This is a genomic window from Methanomassiliicoccales archaeon (assembly GCA_013415865.1).
Lineage (GTDB): Archaea > Thermoplasmatota > Thermoplasmata > Methanomassiliicoccales > UBA472 > MVRC01.
In genome coordinates, this window is the sequence record CP058896.1 from 1231042 (window position 1) to 1249307 (window position 18266).

Consider the following 18266-nt stretch of genomic DNA (forward strand, 5'->3'; position numbering starts at 1 on the left):
ATTATAAATATTACCAGAACCAATGAGATAAACATGCTCGGAAGGCGGGGCCTGATATTCCTTGGAGCAATGGTCTCAGTGTTGATGCTCGCGCTCTCCTCCCTCCCCGCCACTGGGCATTCACCAGCGTTTCCCAGCAGCAACACTTCGATAGAAACGGCCTGGGAGGTTCATGACCCTTCCAAATCATGGGCGATATACACGACCTTGCCGGAAGGAAAAGCGCATTATTACAAGATGGACCTCCAAAAGGGGGACAGGATCCTGATCAACCTGATAATCCCCGTGAAGGAGCACGAAAGGGGGTTTCTTCCGGTGATGACCTTGATAGGTCCAGGCCTCACGGCGGGTCAGGCCCTGCCCTCCCTCATAGAGGTCCCTGATGGTCTCGGTCATGTCTACGTTCCCAGCGACCATGATGGTGACCCTGAGTTCGAACCGTTCTCGCCAGGCACATACGTGAAGGTCTCCTCGTTGGACATGGATGCCCCAGAAGGTGGTACATATTATGTTGCCGTCTGGGAACATCCATCCAGCCCTGGGAAGGGGGGTAATTATGCCTTCCCTGTCGGGTTCAAGGAGTCGTTCACCTTTGAGGAGATCGTGCTCATCCCTTTCTCTCTGCTCAAGGTCTACGTCTGGGAAGGACAGGAGCAATCGCTCACGATGCTCCCCATGGTGGTCATGCTCATCTTAGGTTTCTTTGTGTTCCTTTGGAAAAGATATGAGCTGATTCCGCGGATGCGGATGTTGCATTATTCGGCATACTTCGCAGGTCTTCTCATCGCTGGGAGCGGTCTGGTCACGACCGTGCAGCTCATCAGGTCGGTCATGGAGGTCCCTATTGATGGCATGGTGCTCGTGACCTTGTCGATCATCTTCGTCCAGATCGGCATCGGGGTATATCTGGTCAGGTCTGGTTACACGGGCAAGAAGATGACCACGGCCGCCAGGGCCGTCATGTTCCTTATGGGCATCGTAGCCTTGTTGGCCTGGGCAGGTTACATCATAGGCCCAGCCATGGCGATGATAGGTTCCCTGTTGCCCGCTGAGAGGAGGGGCGGATGAGACCGCGAAATATGACCAGGTGTTCCCTAGCTCATAAGCTATTAATATGCTCTCAACATTTTGCGGCACGATGGTAAAGCTCAAGCTGAACGTCCTGACGATATTCTCCCTATTGCTGATAGTGGCAGCAGTGGTGTTCTACATCCTTTGGGGGATATATTACGAAGGGTGGAACATGTTTGCGAAGGAGTATATCGGCGTCTATGCCATCACCATGGTGCTTCTTCTCTTTGGCATATTCGGGCTTCTGCTCGTCAAGAAAAAAGAGGAGCAGTCCTCAAGCAAGAAATGAGCCATCCCTTATTTCCTGAACATTTTTGAAATTATGGATGAAACGTCGAGGACGACCAATCTTCGGCTCACATCGCCCTGGCAGCATAGGCCACGGTTGACGTTTCCTTGCCACAATGGATGCATCTGCCATGGAACTCCTCCCTGATGTAAGGAGTGCCCAGCAACTTCAGGTCGGTCTTTTCCTCAAAGGCGTGCCCGCATTCCGCGCCTCCACACCATCCGAACCTTACGACCTTGCTGGGTATGGAGTCCATGTTCTCAATGGTCTGGATCCTCGCGAACATCTTCTCCCTTGCGCCGGAGTCCATCTGCTCGCTGATGCCCCCTAGCATCATAAGGACCTGTCCGGCCACATCCTTCCGGTCGAACACCCCCTTCTTACCGTCCAGACGGACAGTGTAAGAGACCTTTCCAGATTCTATGTCCCTCATGCCCAGCTCTAATCTCAAGGGGACCCCTTTGATCTCCCATTTGTAGAATTTGCTGCCGGGCCTTTCATCACTGTCGTCCATGATGACCCTTGCACCGGCCGCTGCGAGCTCCTCTTTGAGCTTCCGGGCCTCGGCCATGACCTCTTCGACCTTGCCCTTTGCAAGGATCGGGACGATCACGACCTGGAACGGCGCTATGTCAGGAGGGAGGACAAGCCCTCTGTCGTCACCATGGACCCCTACGACCGCCCCAAGCAGCCTCTCGCTCATCCCGAAGGTGGTCTGATGACAATATCTCATGCTCCCATCGACCGCCTCGTAATGTATATCATACGGTCTCGAGAAGTTCTCTTTATAATGATGGATGGAACCGAGCTGGAGGCTCTTTCCCTCCGGCATCAGCGTGTCGACCCCGACAGTATAGAACGCCCCAGGGAACTTGTCCCAGTCAGTGCGTTTCAGAAGGAGATATGGTAGACAGAGCCTCCTCATGACGTTCTTCAAGATCAGGAAATCCTCCTCGATCTGACGCTGTGCGTCATCGTAGTCAACGTGGCATGTATGGGATTCGAAGAAGTGGATCTCCCTAACCCTTATGAACGCCCTGGTCATCTTTGTCTCATACCTGAAGGTGTTTACTATCTGGTACACCTTCAAAGGAAGGTCTGAGTGAGAACGTATCCAGAGCGCGAAGATCGGGTACATGGCGGTCTCGGACGTCGGTCTTAGCAAAAGGCGGACATCAAGCTCATTGAGGCCCGCATGGGTGACCCAATAGACCTCGGCATCGAACCCCTTGATATGTTCCTTCTCCTTTTGAAACTCGGTCTCTGGGATAAGAAGTGGGAAATTGACCTCGTCGTGCCCCGTCGCGTCACATTCCTGCCTGATGTAGGTGTCGATATGGCGCATGATCTTCCAGCCATAGGGCGTCCAGACGTTCATGCCTTTGATGGGATATCGCTTGTCTGTCAGGTTCGCCAGGTCAACGATCTCATTGTACCATTCGCTGAAGTCTTCCTCTTTCTTCATCTCGGGCACCTATCGGTCAGGTTCGGAACGGTATTTTCAATTTAAAGGTTTTTAATGACCTCCCCCAGCCATCCCTTCGTGCATGAAAGATTACAACAGATAAGAATTTATGACCAGCTTTTGCAAATGACGGCTCAAAACGAACCGCCATCAGCACCGTCGTGGCACTCAGGCGACCAAGTTTTTCCCAAGGGGGCATACATGGTCTTTTTAACGGTATCCAGTCTCAAATGGCCTTTGCGATCTCAGGCGCAACGGATACGACAGACACCTCGCTCTCCAGGGTATTGGCGCACACTATCACATCGCAATACTTTCTCAGTCTGTCGAGGCCGCCGCCGATGAAGAGACCATGTGTGCACGCAGCGAACACAGACCTCGCGCCCGCCTTCTTCAGTTCCTCTGTGGCGGCAGCGATGGTGCCTCCAGTGGATATGATGTCGTCGACGATCAGGACCTTCTTGTTCTTTGCATCGATGTTCTTAGGGCTCATATGGACCTGGGTGCCGCTCAATCTGGTCTTGATGAGATAGTCCCATTCACATCCCAATACCTCGGCCACCATCCCCGCCCTCTTGAGAGCCCCCTCGTCAGGAGCGAGTACCAGGTCGATCCCCGACTCCTTGAAATAACGGCCGATGGCAGGTGCTGCGTACACATTTGCGACCTCGGCCTCGTCGAACCAGTCCATTATGTTGATGTTGTGGATATCAACGAGGATGACCTTGTCGGAATTCAGCTGGATATGGTCGACCATGACCTTGGCGCTCAACGGTTCTCCCTTGTTGAACCTCTCATCCTGCCGGGCATAGCCGAAGTATGGGATGACGTTTGTGACCTTCTTTGCCCCCAACGATATCGCGGCGTCCTGCAAGAGGAAAAGCTCCACCAGGTTCGTGTCGGGGTAGGAGTTCTGAACGATCACCACCTCATCATCGATGGACTCTTTGTTCAATCGGAGATAGCATTCCCCATCTGGAAAGCGCTTGACCCCGGCCGGGACATACTCAGCGTTCAAAACCTGTGCCAGATCCTGAGCGAGCCTGCTAGATGCAGAGCCACCGATGACCAACATGTCATTCCAGATGACGATTAATACTTTTAATGGATTCGTTCTCGATGCACCCCATCGAGCGAGCACGGATATTCAAGCCGTGCCCGACGTCCTGACCAGGAAACTATTTTATTGTCCCCCATTTATATAGGGCCGGGATCGGGATGCAAACCAATTCGGATTTCATCGGTTCGGGCAGTCGGAGCGAGGACAAGGAACTGGAGGAGGACGCGCTCGTGAACGAGCCGGAGATGGATGATGCAGGGGATGATGACCCCGTCGAGGCCGAGCCAACGGTCCACCCCTCTGAGCTCGCGATGCCCAAGCCCAAGGCCAGGTCCGACCATGTCATTCATGACGAGAAATATGGGGACCTGGAAGGCGTCGGCATCATATATGGCACTGTCGGAACCGCGGATTTCCATTGCCGCCTCATCGGTGACATCGAGAAGATGGAATATGTGATGGTGAAGCATCAACATGATGGATGGACGTTAGGCCAGATAGTCGACATAGAGAGAAAGACAGACCTCACGGTGGAGAAGGCCAAGAAACTGTCCGATGGGTGTGCAGTCGATATCGATGAGATCGTGATCGCAAAGGTGGATGTCGTCGGGTTCAGGGACGACAGGAACATCCTCCAGGTCCCTAGGACACCTTTCAAGGCAGGGGACATGGTGTTCCGTGCAAAGGACCAGCTCATCAAAGAGGTCATAGGGCTCAAGGAGCACACGGAGACCGGCGCCTATCTCGGCCTTCTGTTCGGCCATGATATCCGTGTGGAGGTCGACATCAATTCGATGGTACAGAAGCACGTCTGCATCCTTGCTAAGACGGGGGGAGGCAAGAGCTTCCTCTGCGGGGACCTCATCGAGGAGCTGATGAAGCATGACGTCACAGTGCTGGTCATCGACCCCCATGGTGAATACGGGTCCATGAGGGAGCCTGGGACAAGGCCTAAAGGGGCAAGGGACTTCAAAATAGAGCCGCGCGGTTTCGATGATAAGATAATAGAGTTCGCAACGGACATCACGGCGAACCCTAAGGCAAAGCCTCTGAAGTTCACACTTGCCAATATCGAGGCCAGGGACCTGCTCGCCCTGACCCAGATCAAGAACGGCAAGACCTTCCTTACCGCTCTCAGGAAGGCCATAGACTCGGTCAAATCAGTAAAAAAGGACTATGGCCTGAAGGACATAATAGCAATGCTGGAGGCGGACGAGGACGCCAACAACAATTCGCTCATAGCGGAGCTGGAATATCTCAATGAGGTCAACATCTTCGCACCTCAGGGAACCAGGATAGACGAGCTGGTACAGAAGGGGAAGATGACCATCATCAATCTGAGGGGCACCCCGCCAGACATAGCTGAGCTCATAGTGAACCGCCTCGCCACCGCTCTGTTCGAGCTCCGAAAGCTCGGGAAGGTGCCTCCGATGATGCTCGTGTGCGAGGAGGCCCACAATTGGTGCCCTCAACAGGGGCTGTCGGCCTCCAGCAAGATCCTCAGGACGATAGCCGCGGAGGGCCGCAAGTTCGGGCTTGGCCTCACCATCATCAGCCAAAGGGCGGCCAAGATCGATAAGAACGTTTTAAGCCAGTGCAATACGCAGATGATATTGAAGGTCACGAACCCTAACGACCTGAAGGCGATAACGAACTCGCTCGAGGGGATAGCCGAGGGCATGGACGAGGAGATCCAACGTCTTCCGATCGGGGTCGCATTGATCGTAGGGGGGAATATCCAGAACCCTCTGTTCATAGAGGTCCGTCCGAGGGAGTCAAGACATGGCGGAGAGAGCGTGGAGATAATCCCCACCAAGAGGTAGCATGAAGCGTGACCAGATCACTGAGGAGCATCTTGCGAGGTACCTTGAGATAACGCAAAGGGCATTGGATAAAGTAGTCATCGCCGCCCCCCCGCGCTCCTTCAACCGCCGCCTGGCAGAGAGCTTTCTACAGATGGCCCAAACATACTACAAAGACGCATTGCACTTCAAGGAAGAAGGGGACCTGGTCAATGCCTTCGCCTGCGTCAATTATGCCCACGGATGGCTCGACTGCGGCGCACGGATCGGGATATTCGATGTCGGGCAGGACGACCAGCTGTTCACACTATATGAATGATCAAAGAAGACGGGGGCCCTTTTCGTCAACGCTCGTCCTGAAGACCGGGCCAAGCTTTGCCAGCCTTTCGTACAGGCCGATGAGGTCAGGCCCTGTTGCGAAGACCGAGTTCCCTACCATGCACATCGCGACCCGCTCGTCGTCCTTCACCGAGCTGAACGCCCTCCTGACATTCCCTGTGATGAGCCCAGACCTCTCAGAGAATTCACGGGAGAGCTCGAAGAGCTCCTCTATCCCAGGACCCTTTCCGAAACGTTCGATGCAGTCCGCCCCGGCGATGTTGATCATCCTTGCCTTCTGATCGTCCAAGATGACGTCCGCCGTTTCGATCCTCGGTCCGACCACGCAGAGCAACAGGTCGAAATGACCGTCGAGACGTAGGACCTCCCCATATGGTTGGAGCCCCTCCTTCCTCCTGAACTCCACCCCACCACATCTTATGGCAGCGATGTCGCCAAGCCCTGTGCCGTTGGCGATCTCGGCCTCATGAACGGCCCTGTAGGCGGCATCCTCATCCTTCCCCAACAGCTCTGAAACGGCCAATGCCGCTGATAGCGCGCCGGCGGCGCTCATGCCGAACCCCTGCGAGATCGGAAGAGCAAGGTTCGTCCAGACCTTTGCCGTCATGCCCTCTCCCGCCAGGAGCGAACCGACCGCCTGTTCCGTGACCCTCGCCCTGACCCTTTCCCCATTGATGATGACCTCCGCCCCCTCCCTGCCCTTCTCGATCAAGACCCTGCTCTCCGCCCCGAGCGCGATAGAGAGGCCGGCCCCCCTCGACCCAGTCGACAGAGGGTCCTCATGCCTGAATATCTGAAAGAACCCTGTGATATGGCCGGGGCAGAAGGCCCTCGCAACCCTCATAGCAAACGCCTGGCCAGGTCCAAGATCTGTCTTGCGACCGAAGATTTGGTGCCCTCGATCGGTGTCACGGCCCCATCCTTCTCGACGTACATGACCTTCGTAAACCCTGGACCGACGTCCGAAAGGTCGTTCGCGACCATGGCATCGGCGCCGCTCCTCAAGCAACGGTCCGTGGCTATTTTTGCCAGATCCGCCTCTCCTGCTCCGGACTCGGCCTTGAAGCCGATGACCTTGGTGCCACTTGCACACAGAAGTGGCAGGACCTTGGGAAGGGGCCTCAGCTCAAGTCTCATCGCCCCTTTATCGGAAGGGACTTTCCCCTTCTTCTTCACTGGACCGTAGTCCGAAAGGGCCGCGGGGACAATGACCAGGTCATGGTCCACCTGGTCGACCATCTTCACCAGGTCCTCGACGGTCCTGAACCTCTTGACGTTCAGGAAGCTGGGGAGCGGCACCGAACACCTCCCCATCCAAAGCTCCACGGTGGCACCCTTTTCATAAGCGGCCTTGGCGAGCTCTACCGCCGTCTCGCCGGTCCCTCTGTTGGAGATGAGCCTCATGTCGTCTATCATCTCTTCCGACGAGCCTCCGATTACCAGCACCCTCTTGCCCTTGTATGTATGGTCGCCAAGGACCCTGATCACCGCCTCAACGATGTGCTCTTTGTCGGCGATCTTGGCCTTTCCGCCCTCGAACCTTGGCCCTACGAACCTGATGCCAGCGTCCCTCAGGATGCCGATGTTCTTCTTCACGAACGGGTTGTCGTACATCGAGGCGTGCATTGCTGGCGCGATAAGGACCGGGACCTTGGAGCCTATCGCTACGGTCGCCATCGTTGTGACCGTAGTGTCATCGATGCCGCAAGCGATCTTTGATATGGTGTTCGCAGTGCACGGTGCTATGAGCAATAGGTCCGCCCTGTCGGGCGAATCGCCGAACAGGTCGACATGCTGAACCCTTCCATCGATCTCAGTGACCACCGGCCGTCCCGTGGCGAACTCCATGGACCAGGGGGTGAGGATCTTCAAGGCCTCGGACGTCATCACCGCCTGGACCTCGGCACCATGACGTATGAGCTCCCTCGCCAGCTCGACGCATTCGATGGCAGCTATGGAACCGGTAATACCAAGTACGATCTTTTTTCCCTTTAGCTTCAGGTCCTTTGCCCCATAGATCGCCTGGGAAGGGTGCATGTCTCTCAATCCTTGCCCCTTGACTTAAAGATTCTGCCTCGCGAGGTGCAGAACATCTTTGAAGACCTGATCGACAGGCCTTGAAGCGTCTATGCTCACGAACGAACGGTCAAACGAACCGACCAGGCGATAATTGCGGTCAACCTTCCTTAGGAACTCGAGCTTTTCGAACTTTGACCTACCGGCCCGGAAGGAAAGCCTGTCCAAAGAGACCTCGGCATCTATCTGGAAAAAGAACGTCAGGTCCGGGACAACGATGATCTTCTCGTTGATCGCCCGCAACCATGCCATGGGGTCGCTGATCCGGTCCTTGAGCAGAGCCGTCTGATATGCAAGCGTGGAGGCGTAGTATCTATCGCAAAGGACGACCTTGCCCATCTCTAGCCAGCTTGAGATCTGCCTCGTATGCTCGGCACGGTCGGCCATGAACAAAAGGGCCTCGGCAAGGTCATCGATGCCGCATTCGTTGGCCTTCCTCACAGCATCCCCAAGCCAAGATCTTGTGGGCTCGGCGGTCAGCTCACATTCGATGCCATCGGCGACGAGGGCGTCTCGCAGCATCCCTGCCACGGTGCTCTTGCCGGAGCCATCGATGCCCTCGAAAACGAAGAACCTCCCATTTTTTCGGTCAGAGGTCAGGGTACTTGATCTCGGTAGGGCAACGTTCTGGGCCTTTATGCTCATCGCCGGTGTTAATGCGATATCCGGTCAAATATCCATCGACAGGCCCCAACCGCCTAGCGAAGTGATGGCATTGGTCACGGTGGTTTTATGTGCTCAGAGCGTCGGTGATAGTGTTCGAATATTGATGAAAAACCATTGAAAAAGAGGGCGAGCTGATGTTGAACAGGGAAAAAAGGACGAGCACGCTGCTCCTCACGGCAAGGCAGATAGAAGGTCTCTTGCAGATGAAAGAGGTCATATCCGCCGTGGAGAGCGCCTTCAGATATAAGGGCCTCGGCAAGGTCGACATGCCGCCCAAGTCCTACCTTACGTTCACAGAGCACAATGGCGATCTCAGGACCATGCCGTCGTACATACCTGACCTTGGAGTGGCGGCCGTAAAGGTCGTCAACTCCCATCCGGACAATTTCAAGAGGCACAACATGAGGACGGTCATGGCAACGCTGATCCTTGTGGACCCGGAGACAGGCGCTCCGATCTCATACATGGACGCCACATTGCTGACGGGGATGAGGACGGGAGCGGCGAGCGCCGTCGCATCAAAGTATCTGGCGATAAGGGACCCGAAGGTGCTGGGCGTCATCGGGGCAGGGAACCAGGCCAAGACCCAGATCGAGGCCCTGATGACGTACTACGGTGGCTTCGAGGAGATCAGGGTCAATGACCATTTCTCTGAGAAGGCCAGGGAGCTCGCGTCACATTTCCGCAGGGTCTATGGGGACGAGGACCTCGGGGACATCAGGGCGGTGCCCAGCCCCGAGGATTGCGTGAGGGGGGCGGACATAGTGGTGACGGCCACACCATCGAGGAGGCCGATCGTAAAGGACGAGTGGGTCTCCGAGGGCGTCCATTTCAATTGCATCGGGGCTGACGCTCCAGGCAAGCAGGAGATGGACCCAGCGATATTGCGAAGGGCGATGGTGGTCGTCGATGATTGGGAGCAGGCATCTCATTCTGGAGAGATCAACATCCCCCTAGCGAACGGTCAGATATCCAAGGACCACATCCATGCGGAGATAGGCCAGATAGTGGCGGGCCTCAGTCCAGGTCGGGAGAACAGACGACAGGTGACGGTCTTCTGCTCGACTGGCCTGGCGGTGCAGGACGCGGTCACGGCGAAGCTCATCTACGAGAAGGCGGTCGAGAGGGGCATAGGCACAAGCATACAGATCCTGCCGTGAGCTAGAACTTGTCCCTCTTCCTCTGATATGCCCTCCAGGTCAGGACGAGCTCCTTGGCCGCGAAAAGCTCATCGACCCTGCCCACCGAGGTGTTATGCGGCGCGGCCCTTATCTCGGCAGGGTCGTCGACCGTGGCTATACGGACCATCGCGTCGGCGAAGGCGTCAAGGGATTCCTTGGTCTCTGTCTCCGTAGGCTCGACCATCAGGGCCTCCTCGACCAACGAAGGGAAGTAGATGGTCGGGGCCATGAAGCCTTCGTCGAGAAGCCGCTTCGCGACATCGAGGGCCCGCACGCCTTTCTCCTTGGCAAGCTGCTTGGCGCTAGCCACGAACTCGTGCTTCCTCAGCTCGCCGAACGGGATGTCGTAATGGCCATGGAGCCTCATCCTGAGAAAATTGGAGTTAAGGACCGCTCTCTGCGATACCTCCTTCAGCCCGTCCGAACCGTTACGGAGGATGTAGGCGTAGGCCCTCACCAGGACGGCGAAATTTCCATGATATGAGCGCACCTTGCCTATGCTCTGGGGTCTTTCATAGTCCAGCTCGTACATGTCACCCTTTTTGATTATGCGTGGGACCGGAAGGAACGGCTCCAGGAACTTTTTGACGCCGACCGGGCCTGCCCCGGGCCCCCCGCCTCCATGTGGGGTTGCGAACGTCTTGTGGAGGTTGAAATGGACGATATCGAAGTCCATCTTTCCAGGTGAGGTGTGGCCGAGCACGGCGTTGAGGTTCGCCCCATCGTAATAGAGCAGGGAACCGACGTCATGCACCGCCTTGGCGATCTCCTCGATCCTTGGCTCAAAGAGGCCCAGGGTGTTGGGGTTTGTGATCATGAAGGCGGCGGTCTTTGAAGACAATGTGGCTTTCAAGGCATCGAGGTCGACGCACCCATCTGCCCCTGAAGGTATCTCGATGACGTTGAAGCCCGCCATGGCCGCGCTCGCAGGGTTGGTCCCATGGGCCGAGTCCGGGACGATGACCTCGGTCCTTTGTTCCCCATTGGCCGAGTGATAGGCCCTTGTTATCAGCATCCCTGTGAACTCACCCTGGGCACCAGCTGCCGGCTGCAGCGTCACCGCGTCCATGTCAGAGATGGCACAGAGCGCTCGCTCCAGCTCGTAAAGGAGCCTCAACGACCCTTGGACCGATTCGACCTCCTGGCAAGGATGGACCGAGGCGACGGTCGGAAGGGAGCTCAGGACATCTGCGTACTTTGGGTTGTACTTCATCGTACACGAACCAAGAGGATAGATGCCATTATCGACACCAAAGTTCATCTGGGACAGGTTTATGAAATGTCTGACGACATCTCTTTCCGGAATCTCAGGAAGACATAGCCCCCTCCTCTCCATGCCCTCCGGCACCAGACCTCCCACATCATCTTCAGAGATGAAGCAGAAGTCGCTCTGCCCTGTCCTTTCGAATATGAGCCGATCATCATGGCGCGCCTGGCGGTACATCAAGCGACCTCCTTTAAGACCTTGATTAGGCGCTCATGGTCATCCTCTGAGTGCATCTCCGTCGTGGCGATGAGCATTTCGTCCGCCATGCGGGGCACGTGCCTCGACATGGGCATGCCGCCTATGATCCCGTGCTTCAGAAGTATCTTGCTCAGCTTCTCGGGGCGAACAGGCGTGGTCATGACGAACTCATTGAAATGGTAGGCATGAAAGACAGGAGCGGTGAAACCATCCAGCTCATCGATGCGTTCCGCCAGCGACCTCGCCCTCAAGATGTTGGTCTTGGCGATCCCCCTGAGACCTTTAGGTCCAACGATCGAGAGATATGCCGCGGCTGCGACCGCCAGCAATGCCTCGTTCGAGCATATGTTCGAGGTTGCCTTGGACCTTTTGATGTGCTGTTCCCTTGTCTGCAGCGTCATGCAGTATGCCCTTCTCCCCTGCTTGTCCTTTGTCATACCGATGAGCCGTCCTGGCATTTTACGGACATGCTCCTGCCTGCATGCGAAGATTCCAAGGAGCGGTCCCCCAAAGTTCATCGGCACCCCCAATGGCTGCCCCTCCCCTACGACAATGTCAGCCCCATATTGGCCAGGAGGGACCAGCGCTCCGAGCGATATCGGGTCGACCCCTATCACCAGCACACGGTCCTTGACCTCCTCCTTCAATCTCATCACCAAGGGGTCGATGACGCCGAAAAGATTCGGGACCTCGGCGTAGACGCCGCTGACATCATCGTCAAGCTTAGAGGCCAGGTCCGCCATGTCGATACCCCCTGTATAGGGGTCGTAGGCGTACTCCACCACCTCCATGCCAAGGCCTAGGACATAGTTCCTCAGGACAAGCTTCTTTTCAAAGCTCATCGCCTCGGGCACCAGGAACTTCTTTTTCGAGCGGATCCTGAACGACATGGTCGCCGCCTCGCCCAATGCCGTAGGCGCATCATACATGGACGAGTTGACGACGTCCATGTCGGTGAGCTCAGCGATAAGGCTCTGATATTCGAATATGGCCTGGAGCATCCCTTGGCTTATCTCCGCCTGATAAGGGGTGTAGGACGTCACGAACTCCGAGCGAGAAATAATTGAGCGGACGGCGGACGGAATGAAGTGGTCCCGGACGCCCCCGCCAAGGAAACATGGATGGTCCTCGGAGGTCCTGTTCTTGGAAAGCATGTCACGGACGTACCTTATCACCTCTGGTTCGCTCATCCCTTTTGGAATATGGATACCATCGGTCCTTACGCTGACCGGTATGTCCCTGAAAAGATCCTCGACGTCCTTGATCCCCAGGGCCTTGAGCATTCTCTCGTCCACAGCCATCTAGATCGAATGGGATTGGACGCATCCCGATTAATAGTTTACCTATCTGGGAAGAAATCCGGAACCATCGGCTATGCGCGCCTGGGAAACGAGCCTGGAGAAATAGGATGGCAACGACTCTACATCCTTAATTTCACCTTTGGAGACCTTTGCAAGCCGGGTCCTTGTCTGGTCATCATACGGTACCGAGTTCGCCGACAGCGCGTTTTTGAGAAGACGACACAGCTGACCGCCCTTCCTGTCCCAATCGGTCAGGATTATGGCCCTTTTCCGTTCCTTCGCCAATTGCTCAGCGACCCCGAATATGCCATCCCGGGTCTGTACCATGACCACCTCCCCCTCCACTCCCAGCAGCTTTAAGCCGCCCTTGTCCTTCGCACCCTCGACCAATATGACCTGGTCCTCGTCACGGGAGGCAAGCTCCTCGAGGATTTCAGAAAGGGCCTTGAGCCTGTCCTCCACGTCCCAGGTCGTCATTATCTATCACCTAGCTTGGCCATCACTTCCGAGGGAGGAAGGGGCACAAAGACCGTCTTGGACCTGGCAGTGTGGCCGGAGACGATGGTGGCCTTGGTTTTCAGCATCTCGCTCAGAAGTCCCTCGACCTCCCGGTTGGCCCTTCCGCCTTCTGGCGGCGCAGTTACCTTTATGACCAACCGTTTCCTCCAAGGGTCGACCTCTCCGATCGAGCACTTTTTGGCGTTCGGGGACACCACGACATCGACCTCAGACCCTTGCGCCACCGTCCTGACAGCGTCTGAAATGCCCACACCATCTGTGAGCGCATACCCCCTCGATAATCCTTCGCATCTAGACATCTCACAAATGTCATATACGCTCGAACGAATCTGTCCGATGATGGCACCGTCCACCGAACGCCTCACCTTCAGAGAGGTTTCCCAGATATCGAAGAAGGAGGAGAACTCCTCAGACCTTCAGGAAGTGCGCAGGGACCTCTATCCTGCCATGAGGGAATATATCAGGAAATTGAAGGAGGATTGCGATGAGGAGATCAAGGTCGATCCCCTGTCCATCAAGGCCACTGGTCTGACGAACGAGTACAAGAAGGCGTCCCAGAAGGCGGTCATCATATGTCAGACCAGGCTCAGGAAGATAATGTTGATGGCGGTGAGGGCTGGCTTTGGAGCACGGGTCGACGTTCAAAGGATGACCGAAGAGGAGAAGGAGTTCTTTGAATCGGTCCTTGAAGAGGTCAAGGCGACCAAGGCTTTAGCTATTGAAGGCCAGGTCATCGCTACCAGGCGTACAGTTCCAGTATCTCCGTGCGCGGTCCCGTTGAAGGAGGAGGTGGCATCGAGCTGCCCCGCATCTATCGATAGAGATGCCGATGAAAAGGTCCAGATGGTGCTCATCAGAATGTTGGAGGACATCCCCCCCTTCAAGGGAAATGACAGGACCTACAGGCTCTCAAAGGAGGACGTCGTCCATCTTCCCGCGGTGTTCGGTTGCGCCTTGGTGCGCTCGGGCAAGGCGATAGAGATAGGCCAGAGCAAGATATGATCCCCTTGATGGAACGGCATAAGTCCGTAACCTTTAACTATGAAGATTTTATAAGGGGAGTTCGCGGGGCCCGTAGCTCAGCTAGGTTGAGCGATCGGCTCTTAACCGATAGGCCATGGGTTCGAATCCCATCGGGCCCGCCATTATGCATAACCATTTTTGGAAGGATTATGGACTGATAACGGGTTTGAGCGTTTTTGATTATGCATCTTCCATTCTTCCTCAGCTCCAGGCCCGTGCAGTTTTCCATTATCACCCCGTATATTTCCAAATTGTTACAAGTCATAATTCCATAAATGAGAGCTCGTTACATTTGTTAATAAGATCATCATTTTAATCGTCTCCTGAAAGGAGCAACATAATGCAGAAAAGAATAAATCGTCCCCCGCGTCTATTTTTCATGAAAAATTATTTTTTTTAATAAACACGCCTGGGACATGCTCTAAGAATATGGCACGTCGAACAGATGGGATGAAAGCCTGACATCCGTGATTGTCTCAGGCCATCGATACCGAGGTGCCGTTCATGTCCAGATCCACAGATATGATCAATAACATTCCAGGTCGAAATGGGAAGATTATCATCGACCTATTGCTTGTCCTGATAGCCATCTGCCTTATGTTGCCCTTCTCGGCCCTGGTGTTGACCGGGGGGTCAAGTGCAACCGAACCCACATCCACAGGATGGAACGTCCAGGAATTGCCCGCCATGTCACCAACGTCATATTACTTCACCATGGCGATCAGTTCGACGGACACGCTTCACTTGGGATACGTAGCCTCAATAAATCTTATCAACCCGACCAAGGCTCTGATGCATGCGAACAATTATGGCAACATATGGGACATCGAAGAGGTATACAGAGCACCGGAGATAGACCATCCGAGCTTGGTGCTGGACCAAAGTGACGGCGTCCAAATAGCCTCCATCGTGAACGATTATGATATGTATTATTTCTATAAAGAAGGCTCAACCTGGAAGGATGAGCGCGTCGGGGGATCCTCTTTTACAGAGGGATTCCCATCGGATTTTAACATATGTCCTATCGCCTTCGATCAAATGGGCCGTCCGGTCATAGCATATCATAAACACCATTACGATCTTGATCCCTGGTCCGAAATAGGAGTGGCTGTCCGCGTGGCAGATGGGACATGGGACCTCTCGACAAGAGTAGCACAGTATGGCGTCTCATCCCCACTGGTCTTTGCCATTGACGGCGATGGACGGATGCTCATCGTATATGTGGACCGTCCTTGCCAAGAGACCAGTTATCCCGATATTTATGAAAAGGCGGTCAAGGCAATGTGGATAGGGGAAGGAGAGTACTTTGGCCTCTCTGTGATAGACCTGTTCAATAGGAACCCCTCTTCATTTATTAAAGAGGGGGCGATATTGTTTGATGGTCAAGGCACCGCCCATGTTGCGTATATCGCCTGGGGCGATTTCATTCCAGAGCTCAGATACGCCACGAATGAGGACGATTCCTGGAAGACCGAGGTGATCGATGAGATCCATTACATCGACGACCGCCCTGCAATGGCGATAGATTCGAGAGGCAGGATACACCTCGCCTACGTGAACGACACGGATGGTACCCTGATGCATGCCTTAAGAGATGATCAAGGATGGACCAAGACCGTTATATCAAAATGGATACATCATTCTGAGTGCGTCAGGATGGTGATCGATTCACAGGACCGCCCCATCGTCGGTTTCATCAAGAACAACAAGATCAACATAGCCACCCCAAGCACTTACGCTCCATCTCAGGTAGAGGACTTCAGATTAGAATCCGGAGACGGATATGTGAGATTAAGATGGGCTGCCCCTGCAGACGATGGTGGTTCGGCCATCAGCGGATACCGCATCTATCGCGGCGTTGATGGGAGCAATCTGAACCTCTACGTGTCTGTAAGGCCAGGCGTCCGCTCGCTCACCGACTCGGGCCTGACCAACGGCGTCGAGTATTCATACGTGGTCGTGGCCGTCAATTCGAACGGAGAAGGGGAATGGAGCGATCAGCTGAAGGCCAAGCCATCTGGAGACACGGACCTGACGTTGGCTGCCGTCGCGGGTCTGGCCGGAGCGGGCGGCGCCCTACTGGGAGCGCTGGTGGGAAGGGCCCTATGGCGATGATCTGATAATGGATGCGCCGTCCATAATGTGCGTAGATGATACATCTGGCGTCCGATGACGGACATATCCTAAGGTAGTGACCACGCCCAGTTCGAACCTGGCGATGCGTCAGCAGGCCGGTTAGTCGAAGATATGAAGAGAGCGCATCAAATTGAAAAACAGCTCTACTGAGAGGTCATAATGGCCGGTTGGAAGACCATAAGAAGACCGCCTGGCCATATGTTCCTACGACCATAAAAGCACCGTTCATCTTACCTCTCAGGGTCAGGTGAAAATCAAACCCCTACCTTTCGGAAAGGTAAAAATCATACATCCATCAATAATCTAAACGGGGTGAAGGGCACGGCCGAGTTCGACTTCGATGAAGCGCTGATGTTCTGCAGGCTGGTGAGAAAAGACCTGCAGGAGATGCTCGATGCGGTCAAGGACCGGTCATTCTATGATATCGGATACGAGATCGGCCAGCTGGCCTCGGCCGGCGAGGCCTTCAGATCGATGTTCTCCGAGTTCGATGAGCTGGAGAAACATCTTAAGGCAAAGGACCTGCAGTCCATCGAGAGCATGGACTGGTCATCATGTGGCCTGATCAACCATTATGACGAGCTCTATGACAGGATCATGGCCAGGGGAGAGCATTATAAGAAGGATGTCGAGATCCTTGACAAGCTGAAGCGCTGGCGGAAGAACGCGAGCATACTTGCACAGATAATCTGCCAGATGGACGAGTGATCGGCGCGAGGTCTGAGCGCCTCACAGTATTACTTATTTATCCCTTGCCTATAACACCGTTCATGCAGTTCATATACTTCGTTGGGACGGCGGGCAGCGGCAAGAGCTCACTTGTGTATGCGTTCAAGGAATGGATGACCTTGCAGGGCCTGGACTGCATCACGGTGAACCTTGATCCGGGAGCGGAGGACATCCCTTATGACATCGACGTTGACATAAGGGACTGGGTCCGTGTCGACGAGGTCATGGAGGAGTATCAGCTCGGCCCGAACGGCGCTCAGATAGTCTGTGCCGACCTTATGGCGATGAACGCGAAGGAGCTCGTGGAGGCCATCGACGGTTTTAAGACTAACTATGTGCTGATAGACACGCCTGGGCAGATCGAGCTTTTCGCCTTCAGGAGGTCGAGCGAGGCGATCATCGATGCGCTGGGAAAGGACGATTCGTTCATAGTGTTCCTCTCGGACCCGCATCTTTCCAAGAGCCCCTCAGGTTTTGTATCCTCCCTTATGTTGTGCGCGACAGTACATTTCAGGTTCGACATCCCTTTCCTGAACGTCCTGTCAAAGGCGGACATGCTGAAAGAGGAGGAGTTCGACCAGATCGTTCAGTGGTCCCAGGACCCCGATGCCCTGAACAACGCCCTGACAAATGAGAAGATCGATTCTAGGACCATGTTGAACATCGAGTTCTTCAAGGCCCTCGAGAGCGTCGGGATGTTCAGGGAGATAGTGCCTGTCTCATCGCAGGAGAAGTTCGGCATTGAGGACATCTACGACGCCATACAGGAATCGTTCGCGGGCGGAGAGGACCTTCGGTCAGATTGACCCATCCTTTAATAATCGAAAGGGCGATGAGTAAGGCGATGTGGCCCAAGCGCCGGGATGACACCGCCCCTCAAGAGGTATATGTGGAGACCTGCCCCAAGTGTGGTTCCAGGAGGGTCAGGCACAGGATGGGGCTGACGCCATTCGTCATCATGGGGATCTTTTACGTGTACGAGTGCGCTGACTGTGGGTACAAGGGAGTGAACGTTGACATCAAGAAGGTCGAATGGTCCCCCCCTCCTGGTCAGGAAGAGAAGTGATCCCCCCTCGGACCTTAGGCACAAATTTATCTATCATCGTGGTCAATGGTGTGATCGGGGAAAATTGGAGAGGTCCTT

The 18266-nt window shown here is 54.9% G+C and carries 19 protein-coding genes and 1 tRNA gene; 11 read left to right on the forward strand and 9 right to left on the reverse strand.

From position 1 onward, the window contains the following. Positions 1-33: 33 nt before the first annotated feature. Together HPY73_06170 and HPY73_06175 are read left to right on the forward strand one after the other, a co-directional pair. Positions 34-1068, forward strand: coding sequence for a hypothetical protein (locus HPY73_06170; GenBank protein ID QLH75065.1), 1035 nt, complete (start codon positions 34-36; stop codon positions 1066-1068). 70 nt (positions 1069-1138) lie between these two features. Next, a complete protein-coding gene (locus HPY73_06175) occupies positions 1139-1360 on the forward strand; it encodes a hypothetical protein (GenBank protein ID QLH75066.1) in 222 nt (73 codons plus the stop codon). Positions 1361-1427: 67 nt separating this feature from the next. On the opposite strand, the gene HPY73_06180 is transcribed toward HPY73_06175, so the two are convergent. After that, the gene (locus HPY73_06180) at positions 1428-2825 is read right to left on the reverse strand and encodes a proline--tRNA ligase (GenBank protein ID QLH75067.1); all 1398 of its coding nucleotides are present in this window, start codon (positions 2823-2825) and stop codon (positions 1428-1430) included. A 226-nt stretch (positions 2826-3051) separates the two neighbouring features. Continuing rightward, on the reverse strand, positions 3052-3900 hold the full coding sequence (locus HPY73_06185; protein QLH75068.1) for a ribose-phosphate diphosphokinase: 849 nt from the start codon (positions 3898-3900) through the stop codon (positions 3052-3054). 296 nt (positions 3901-4196) lie between these two features. On the opposite strand from HPY73_06185, the gene HPY73_06190 reads away from it, so the two are divergent. Further along, on the forward strand, positions 4197-5708 hold the full coding sequence (locus tag HPY73_06190; protein QLH75701.1) for an ATP-binding protein: 1512 nt from the start codon (positions 4197-4199) through the stop codon (positions 5706-5708). Position 5709: 1 nt separating this feature from the next. Next, entirely contained in the window at positions 5710-6006 is a 297-nt protein-coding gene (locus HPY73_06195; protein QLH75069.1) for a DUF357 domain-containing protein, read from the forward strand. Here the strand turns inward: HPY73_06195 and HPY73_06200 are convergent, their stop codons facing one another. From HPY73_06200 to tmk, 3 genes are read right to left on the reverse strand one after another with little or no spacing between them, the layout of a single operon-like run. Continuing rightward, on the reverse strand, positions 6007-6870 hold the full coding sequence (locus tag HPY73_06200) for a hypothetical protein (GenBank protein QLH75070.1): 864 nt from the start codon (positions 6868-6870) through the stop codon (positions 6007-6009). Then, entirely contained in the window at positions 6867-8063 is a 1197-nt protein-coding gene (gene coaBC / locus HPY73_06205; GenBank protein ID QLH75702.1) for a bifunctional phosphopantothenoylcysteine decarboxylase/phosphopantothenate--cysteine ligase CoaBC, read from the reverse strand. Before coaBC ends, HPY73_06200 begins: the two co-directional genes overlap by 4 nt. Positions 8064-8087: 24 nt before the next feature. Next, on the reverse strand, positions 8088-8747 hold the full coding sequence (gene tmk / locus HPY73_06210; protein ID QLH75071.1) for a dTMP kinase: 660 nt from the start codon (positions 8745-8747) through the stop codon (positions 8088-8090). A 155-nt stretch (positions 8748-8902) separates the two neighbouring features. Here tmk and ala point away from each other — a divergent pair, with 155 nt between their 5' ends. Then, the gene (ala, locus tag HPY73_06215) at positions 8903-9928 is read left to right on the forward strand and encodes an alanine dehydrogenase (GenBank protein QLH75072.1); all 1026 of its coding nucleotides are present in this window, start codon (positions 8903-8905) and stop codon (positions 9926-9928) included. A gap of 1 nt (position 9929) precedes the next feature. Here ala and gcvPB read toward each other — a convergent pair whose 3' ends face one another. Genes gcvPB through HPY73_06235 form a run of 4 tightly spaced genes read right to left on the reverse strand, consistent with a single transcriptional unit; the run spans position 9930 to position 13533 of the window. Then, the gene (gcvPB, locus tag HPY73_06220) at positions 9930-11393 is read right to left on the reverse strand and encodes an aminomethyl-transferring glycine dehydrogenase subunit GcvPB (GenBank protein ID QLH75073.1); all 1464 of its coding nucleotides are present in this window, start codon (positions 11391-11393) and stop codon (positions 9930-9932) included. Continuing rightward, the gene (gcvPA, locus tag HPY73_06225; protein QLH75074.1) at positions 11393-12715 is read right to left on the reverse strand and encodes an aminomethyl-transferring glycine dehydrogenase subunit GcvPA; all 1323 of its coding nucleotides are present in this window, start codon (positions 12713-12715) and stop codon (positions 11393-11395) included. Before gcvPA ends, gcvPB begins: the two co-directional genes overlap by 1 nt. Positions 12716-12757: 42 nt before the next feature. After that, entirely contained in the window at positions 12758-13192 is a 435-nt protein-coding gene (locus HPY73_06230) for a hypothetical protein (GenBank protein QLH75075.1), read from the reverse strand. Then, complete coding sequence (locus HPY73_06235; protein QLH75076.1) at positions 13192-13533, reverse strand: YggU family protein; 342 nt, start codon at positions 13531-13533, stop codon at positions 13192-13194. The genes HPY73_06230 and HPY73_06235 overlap by 1 nt, the downstream gene beginning before the upstream one ends. 37 nt (positions 13534-13570) lie before the next feature. On the opposite strand from HPY73_06235, the gene HPY73_06240 reads away from it, so the two are divergent. From HPY73_06240 to HPY73_06265, 6 genes are all read left to right on the forward strand, one after another. Further along, positions 13571-14236 (forward strand): DNA replication complex GINS family protein, encoded by a 666-nt coding sequence (locus HPY73_06240; protein ID QLH75077.1) that lies wholly within the window; start codon positions 13571-13573, stop codon positions 14234-14236. A gap of 66 nt (positions 14237-14302) precedes the next feature. Beyond that, positions 14303-14379: transfer RNA gene (locus tag HPY73_06245), tRNA-Lys, on the forward strand. 382 nt (positions 14380-14761) lie between these two features. Next, entirely contained in the window at positions 14762-16372 is a 1611-nt protein-coding gene (locus HPY73_06250; GenBank protein ID QLH75078.1) for a fibronectin type III domain-containing protein, read from the forward strand. A 333-nt stretch (positions 16373-16705) separates the two neighbouring features. Beyond that, entirely contained in the window at positions 16706-17101 is a 396-nt protein-coding gene (locus HPY73_06255) for a hypothetical protein (protein QLH75079.1), read from the forward strand. A gap of 62 nt (positions 17102-17163) precedes the next feature. Beyond that, positions 17164-17928 carry an ATP/GTP-binding protein gene (locus HPY73_06260; GenBank protein QLH75080.1) on the forward strand — a complete coding sequence of 255 codons (765 nt, stop codon included), beginning with the start codon at positions 17164-17166 and terminating at the stop codon, positions 17926-17928. 38 nt (positions 17929-17966) lie between these two features. Then, entirely contained in the window at positions 17967-18188 is a 222-nt protein-coding gene (locus HPY73_06265; GenBank protein ID QLH75081.1) for a hypothetical protein, read from the forward strand. The last annotated feature ends 78 nt before the right edge of the window (positions 18189-18266 follow it).

Bases quoted from the DNA above. Each gene is read 5' to 3' on its own strand.
- HPY73_06170 (QLH75065.1), top strand. From the start codon at position 34: ATGCTCGGAAGGCGGGGCCTGATATTCCTTGGAGCAATGGTCTCAGTG.
- HPY73_06175 (QLH75066.1), top strand. From the start codon at position 1,139: ATGGTAAAGCTCAAGCTGAACGTCCTGACGATATTCTCCCTATTGCTG.
- HPY73_06180 (QLH75067.1), bottom strand. From the start codon at position 2,825: ATGAAGAAAGAGGAAGACTTCAGCGAATGGTACAATGAGATCGTTGAC.
- HPY73_06185 (QLH75068.1), bottom strand. From the start codon at position 3,900: ATGTTGGTCATCGGTGGCTCTGCATCTAGCAGGCTCGCTCAGGATCTG.
- HPY73_06190 (QLH75701.1), top strand. From the start codon at position 4,197: ATGCCCAAGCCCAAGGCCAGGTCCGACCATGTCATTCATGACGAGAAA.
- HPY73_06195 (QLH75069.1), top strand. From the start codon at position 5,710: ATGAAGCGTGACCAGATCACTGAGGAGCATCTTGCGAGGTACCTTGAG.
- HPY73_06200 (QLH75070.1), bottom strand. From the start codon at position 6,870: ATGAGGGTTGCGAGGGCCTTCTGCCCCGGCCATATCACAGGGTTCTTT.
- coaBC (QLH75702.1), bottom strand. From the start codon at position 8,063: ATGCACCCTTCCCAGGCGATCTATGGGGCAAAGGACCTGAAGCTAAAG.
- tmk (QLH75071.1), bottom strand. From the start codon at position 8,747: ATGAGCATAAAGGCCCAGAACGTTGCCCTACCGAGATCAAGTACCCTG.
- ala (QLH75072.1), top strand. From the start codon at position 8,903: ATGTTGAACAGGGAAAAAAGGACGAGCACGCTGCTCCTCACGGCAAGG.
- gcvPB (QLH75073.1), bottom strand. From the start codon at position 11,393: ATGTACCGCCAGGCGCGCCATGATGATCGGCTCATATTCGAAAGGACA.
- gcvPA (QLH75074.1), bottom strand. From the start codon at position 12,715: ATGGCTGTGGACGAGAGAATGCTCAAGGCCCTGGGGATCAAGGACGTC.
- HPY73_06230 (QLH75075.1), bottom strand. From the start codon at position 13,192: ATGACGACCTGGGACGTGGAGGACAGGCTCAAGGCCCTTTCTGAAATC.
- HPY73_06235 (QLH75076.1), bottom strand. From the start codon at position 13,533: ATGTCTAGATGCGAAGGATTATCGAGGGGGTATGCGCTCACAGATGGT.
- HPY73_06240 (QLH75077.1), top strand. From the start codon at position 13,571: ATGATGGCACCGTCCACCGAACGCCTCACCTTCAGAGAGGTTTCCCAG.
- HPY73_06250 (QLH75078.1), top strand. From the start codon at position 14,762: ATGTCCAGATCCACAGATATGATCAATAACATTCCAGGTCGAAATGGG.
- HPY73_06260 (QLH75080.1), top strand. From the start codon at position 17,164: ATGCAGTTCATATACTTCGTTGGGACGGCGGGCAGCGGCAAGAGCTCA.
- HPY73_06265 (QLH75081.1), top strand. From the start codon at position 17,967: ATGTGGCCCAAGCGCCGGGATGACACCGCCCCTCAAGAGGTATATGTG.